Annotated in this window: 5 protein-coding genes; 2 read left to right on the plus strand and 3 right to left on the minus strand. The window is 68.7% G+C overall.

The features are described 5' to 3' along the window. The coding region (locus tag ACFWPJ_RS03295) for an LLM class flavin-dependent oxidoreductase (RefSeq protein ID WP_378846492.1) at window positions 1-634 on the minus strand (634 nt) is incomplete at its 3' end. A gap of 119 nt (window positions 635-753) precedes the next feature. Here ACFWPJ_RS03295 and ACFWPJ_RS03300 point away from each other — a divergent pair. Together ACFWPJ_RS03300 and ACFWPJ_RS03305 are read left to right on the plus strand one after the other, a co-directional pair. Beyond that, a complete protein-coding gene (locus tag ACFWPJ_RS03300; RefSeq protein ID WP_378846495.1) occupies window positions 754-1,230 on the plus strand; it encodes a MarR family winged helix-turn-helix transcriptional regulator in 477 nt (158 codons plus the stop codon). A 46-nt stretch (window positions 1,231-1,276) separates the two neighbouring features. Beyond that, the gene (locus tag ACFWPJ_RS03305) at window positions 1,277-2,710 is read left to right on the plus strand and encodes a DHA2 family efflux MFS transporter permease subunit (RefSeq protein WP_378846498.1); all 1,434 of its coding nucleotides are present in this window, start codon (window positions 1,277-1,279) and stop codon (window positions 2,708-2,710) included. 268 nt (window positions 2,711-2,978) lie between these two features. On the opposite strand, the gene ACFWPJ_RS03310 is transcribed toward ACFWPJ_RS03305, so the two are convergent. Then, a complete protein-coding gene (locus tag ACFWPJ_RS03310) occupies window positions 2,979-3,689 on the minus strand; it encodes an HAD-IA family hydrolase (protein ID WP_378846501.1) in 711 nt (236 codons plus the stop codon). Continuing rightward, complete coding sequence (tkt, locus tag ACFWPJ_RS03315) at window positions 3,686-5,686, minus strand: transketolase (RefSeq protein WP_378846504.1); 2,001 nt, start codon at window positions 5,684-5,686, stop codon at window positions 3,686-3,688. Before tkt ends, ACFWPJ_RS03310 begins: the two co-directional genes overlap by 4 nt. Between the last annotated feature and the right edge of the window lie 139 nt (window positions 5,687-5,825).

The raw sequence follows: 5,825 nt of genomic DNA on the forward strand, positions 1-5,825 counted from the left end.
CGACCAGCGGTTTTAACCACGCAGGTGGACCGCAGATGATCGACATCGCCAACGGGAGACCGAGCAGACCCGCGCGGATGACCGATTCGGGACTGCCGCCGACCGCGATCCACACGGGCAGCGGCCGGTCGTCGGTGCGCGGATACACCGTCGCCTCACGCAGCGGCGCGCGGAACCGGCCCGACCAGGTCACCGGATCCTCCTCGCGCAGCCGCAGCAGCAGGGCCAGCTTCTCCTCGAACAGTGCGTCGTAATCGGCGAGATCGTAGCCGAACAGGGGGAACGACTCGGTGAACGAGCCACGTCCGGCCATCAGCTCCGCCCGCCCGTTCGACAACCCGTCCAGGGTCGCGAAGTCCTGGTAGACCCGGACCGGATCGTCGGAGCTGAGGACGGTCACCGCGCTGGTCAGCTGGATGCGCTCGGTGCGCGCCGCCGCGGCGGCCAGCACGACGGCGGGGGAGGAGGCCGCGAAATCCTTGCGATGGTGCTCGCCGACGCCGTAGACATCCAGGCCCGCGGTTTCGGTCGCGACGGCCTCGTCGACGACCTGGCGCAGGCGCTCGGCGGCGGTCGGTGCGGGCTGGTCGCCGGTGGCGTACAGCTCGGCGAAGGTGGTCAGCCCCAGTTCCATATGAACCTCGTTTCGGGATGCGGTCTGCTCCGGTCATCCTCTAAACGGACCGTGGTCCGACGAAATTCCCGCCATTGTGGATGGATGCAGATTATCTATAACAAAACTATAGTGGCCGTATGACTGCCCTGGCGCCCACCCGCACCGAACCCGACCTGTCCTTCCTGCTCGACCGGACGAGTCATGTCCTGCGCACTCAGATGGCGGCGGCGCTGGCCGAGATCGGCCTGACCGCCCGCATGCACTGCGTGCTGGTGCACGCGCTCGAAGCCGAGCGCACCCAGGCTCAGCTCGCTGAACTCGGTGATATGGACAAGACGACGATGGTCGTCACCGTCGATGCGCTGGAGAAGGCGGGTCTGGCCGAACGTAAGCCGTCGAGTACTGACCGCCGCGCTCGCATCATCGCGGTGACGCCCGAGGGCGCGAAGCTCGCCGCGCGCAGTGCCGAAATCGTCGACGGCGTGCATGAGGCGGCCCTTGGGTCGCTGCCGAAGGTGGAGCGCGAAACTCTGGTTCGCGCACTGAATTTACTGGTGGAGGGCCATTTGTCGACCGTGGTGGAGGCCGCGCCGGCGCGCCGCGCACGGCAATAGTCCGTAATAGATTGTCTACAACGAAACTATCTAGTACGGTCGCTTCATGACCACTTCTCAGCGCATCGCTCTCGCGGTGCTGTCGGCGGCGACGCTGATGACCATCCTCGACGGCAGTATCGTGACCGTCGCCATGCCGGCGATCCAGGACGACCTCGGCTTCTCGCCCGCCGGTCTGAGCTGGACCGTGAACGCGTACCTGATCGCCTTCGGCGGCCTGCTCCTGCTGGCCGGCCGGCTGGGCGACCTGATCGGCCGCAAGACGATGTTCCTCACCGGCACTGTCGTTTTCACCGCGGCATCGCTGCTGGCCGGTGCGGCGACGAGCCCGGCGATGCTGGTCGCCGCGCGTTTCCTGCAGGGTGTCGGCAGCGCGATCGCCGCCTCGGTGGTGCTCGGCATCCTGGTGACGATGTTCCCGGGTCCGCGTGAACGGGCGACGGCCATCGGCATTTTCAGCTTCACCGGTGCCGCGGGCGCCTCGATCGGCCAGGTGCTCGGCGGGGTGCTCACCGATGCGCTGAACTGGCACTGGATCTTTCTGATCAATGTGCCGATCGGGCTCGTGACCGTGCTGGTCGCGGTCAAGGCGCTGCCCGCCGACCGTGGGCTCGGCTGGGCCGCGGGCGCTGATGTCCTCGGTGCGGTCCTGGTGACCACCGGTCTGATGCTCGGCATCTACACCGTCGTCGAGGTCGAGCGATACGGCTGGAATTCACCGCACACCCTGGGTCTGGGCGGGCTAGCCGCCGCGCTGCTGGTCGCCTTCGTCGTCCGGCAGGCGACCGCTCGTAATCCGCTGCTGCCCCTGCGAATCTTCCGCTCCCGCACCGTGTCCGGTGCCAATGTGGTGCAGATGCTGACGCTGTCGGCCATGTTCGCCTTCCAGATCATTGTCGCGCTCTACCTGCAGAAGGTGCTGGGCTACAACGCTTTGCAGACGGGTCTGGCCATGCTGCCCGCTGCCGTCGCGATCGGTGGGGTGTCGCTGTTCGCCTCGGCTCGGCTCATCACCCGCTTCGGTGAACGCACTGTGCTCGTCGCCGGTCTGGTGCTGCTGCTGGCCGGAATGGCGTGGCTCACCAGGCTTCCGGTGCAGGCTGACTATGTCGTCGACCTGCTGCCGATGATGGTGCTGATCGCCGGCGGCGGACTGGTCCTGCCCGCGCTCACCGGACTGGGCATGTCGGGTGCCGCGGCCGACGATGCCGGGCTGGCTTCGGGCCTGTTCAACACCACCCAGCAGGTGGGTATGGCGATCGGGATCGCGGTCCTGTCCACCCTGGCCGCCGCGCGGACCGGAGCCGAGCTCGCGGCGGGCGTGTCGGATGCCGTTGCGCTGACCAGCGGCTACCGGCTGGCGTTCACTGTGGCGGCGGGGCTGCTGGCGACGGCCCTGGTCGTCAGCGTGACCGTGCTGCGCCGTCCGGGCACCACCACCGAAGCCGCCCCGGCCGCGACCCCGGTTCCTGCGTTCTGAGCCGGCAGGCCGCAGGGGCCCGCATCGCGGAACCACCCCTGCGGCCACCCCGGTTCCTTCTCGCACAACGCCGCCGCCATCCCGATGTCGACGGCGAGCTGCGTGACCGCGGGGACGGATCGACCAGGTCATACCGGCCGAACTGAATCAGCAGATCCCGTCCGTCCCGGTGCCCGCGAGGAGGTCGAGCTGATCGAGTGCTTTCGTACCGAGGCGGCCGACGAACCCGACGGCGGGTATTGCCTGCAGTCCGGTCCCCGGATAGCCGCTACCGCTCCAGCCGCTGAGTCTCGGCGAGGCGGGTGTCGAACCAGCTGACGAGCTCCGGGTCGTCGAGACCATCGGCGACGAGCGTCGCCGCGGACAGATCGTGTGAGCGGGTGTAGGCGTTCTGCGCTGCGACACACCGCAATCGGGCTGCCGTCGCGGCCAGGACGCCGTTGGCTGAGTCCTCCACGGCCACAGTGTGTTCGGGATCGCAGCCCGTCCTGTCCAGCACCTCGAGGTATACCGCCGGGCTCGGCTTGAGGTCGGGCACTTCGGTTCCGGTGACAACGGTGTCGAACACGTCGCCGAACGCGTTTCGCAGCAACGGTTCCACCCAGGCGCGGGTGCCGGTAGTCGCCACATGCAGCGCGACACCGCGCGCGGTGAGCTGCTCGATGAGCTGGAGTGCGCCCGGCCTCGGCTGGATCTGCCCGTCCTCGACCAGGCGCCGCATGATCCGTGTCTTGCTGGGGTGCAACCGTTCCGCGAGCTCCCTGGCGTGCACCGGTGGCCTGCCGGTGCTCTCGAACCAGTACGTCATCCGGTGTGTTCCGCCCGCGATCTTCAGCAGCTGTCCGTAGCAGTCGACGTCCCACCGGTCGGGTAGCCCGGCTTCGGCGAAGGCCGCGTTGAACGCGACCCGGTGACCGTCGCGTTCGCTGTCGACCAGCGTGCCGTCCACATCGAAGATCACCGCATCCAGGCGAGTCATCTTGTCCCGCCGAGGTATTCGCCGATTCGGGTGAGCACGGCCTGCACGGTGAAGCCGCAATGAGCCATGACCTCAGCGCCCGGACCGCTGTGTCCGAACTCGTCGATGCCGATCGCGAGATCGACCACCCCCGCCCAGCCCGCGGTGCTGCCAGCCTCGATACTGATGGTGTGCGCGGAGGGGTCGGGGGAGTAGCGCGACCGGTCCAGCGCCGACACCACACGAACCGTGTAGCCATCCGCCCGAAGCTGTTCGGCAACGGCGGCAGCCAGCGCGACCTCCGAGCCGGTGGCAACGAGCTCGACGGTGCGGAGGTCCTGGCCGCGGCCGGAATCTGCTGCGGCGGAATGTGAGTTGGTCCCGGGATAGCGGGAGTTGTCTTGTGGCAGTGCCTGTCTGGACAGGATCAGCGCGGTCGGACCGTCGGTGCGGGTGAGCGCCAGCTCCCAAGCCAGGGCCGTCTCGGCGTCGTCGGCCGGGCGCAGCACCTGCAAGCCGGGGATCACGCGCAACGATTCGACGTGTTCGACAGGCTGGTGGGTCGGTCCGTCCTCGCCGACGGCGATCGAGTCGTGGGTGAGCACGTAGATCACCGGCTGGCTCATCAGTGCCGACAGGCGCAATGCCGGGCGCAGATAGTCGGCGAACACCAGGAATGTACTGCCGAATACCCGGAATCCGCCGTGCAGGCTGATCCCGTTGAGGATGGCGGCCATCCCGAATTCGCGGATGCCGAACGCGATCGCGGTGCGCGAGTAGTCGTCTCGGGTCACGACCGGGCCGCAGGTTGTGCCGGTCGATCCCGCGAGGTCGGCCGAGCCGCCCACCAGCTCCGGCAGCACCGACAGCACGGCATCCAGGCACGCCTGCGAGGACTGCCGAGTCGCCCGCCGTGCATCCCCGACTATCCCGGACAGCGCATCGGCGAGCCCGGCGGGCAGGATCCGCGCGCCGGCGCGGGTGAACTCCTCGGCGCGTTCCGGTGCGGTAGAGGAGAATTCGGCGAACCGGGAGACCCAGTCCGCGCGGTCCTCGGCGCCGATCTCCGCGAGTACCGCACACGTCGCACCGACCTGCTCGGGCACCGTGAACGGCGGATAGTCCCATCCCGCAATCTCTTTGGCCCGGGCCAGCTGATCGGCGCCCAACGGTGACCCGTGTGCCTTCGCCGTACCCGCCACGTCGGGGGCGCCATGGCCGATCATCGTACGGACGGCCAGGAAGCTCGGGCGCGGATCGGCTTTGGCGCGGCGGAGGGCCGCATCGATCGCCTCGATATCGGTGCCGTCCGGCACCACCTCGGTGTGCCAGCCGTAGGCGGCGAAGCGGGTGATCTGGTCGTCACCGCACGAACGGTCCACCGAACCATCGATGGTGATGGCATTGTCGTCCCAGAGCACGATCAACCGGCCAAGCCCGAGATGGCCGGCGAAGGAAGCGGCCTCGTGGCTGACGCCCTCCATCAGGCATCCGTCGCCGACGATCGCGTAGGTGCGGTGATCGGTGATCTCGGGGTAGCGGGCGTGGGACATGCGCTCCGCCAAGGCCATTCCCACCGCCATCGCCAGCCCCTGACCGAGTGGCCCGGTCGTGCACTCCACGCCCGGGGTCTCGCCGAATTCCGGGTGACCCGGTGTCCGAGACCCCAGCTGACGGAAGCGACGCAACTCCTCGATAGGCAGTTCGTAGCCGAACAGGTGCAGCAGCCCGTACAGCAGGGCCGAACCGTGCCCGGCGGAGAGCACGAACCGATCCCGGTCGGCCCACCCCGGGTCCGCCGGATCGTGCCGCAGATGCCTGCTCCACAGCGTCCACGCCATCGGCGCCGCCCCCATCGGCATGCCGGGATGGCCGGAGTTCGCGGCCTCGACCATATCGGCGGCGAGGAACCGCAGGGTGTCGACGGCGAGCTGGTCGGTCTCGACCGACGGCGCGACGAGGGGCCGATGGACAGTGGATTCCGGCATGACGCGGCCTTCCTGATCGGGTCCGTCCATCGGACAGCATCGGTGTCGCGGCCCCCGCCCCCCCCCGGGGGGGGCCGCGGGGGTTATGCGCCAAATTCCGCGGGCCACCCGGGTGTTGGGAGCTATTGAGGGCGGTTTGCCACCCCCGTAACCGGACTGCTCGGCCCCG

The organism is Nocardia sp. NPDC058497, from assembly GCF_042720195.1.
GTDB lineage: Bacteria > Actinomycetota > Actinomycetes > Mycobacteriales > Mycobacteriaceae > Nocardia.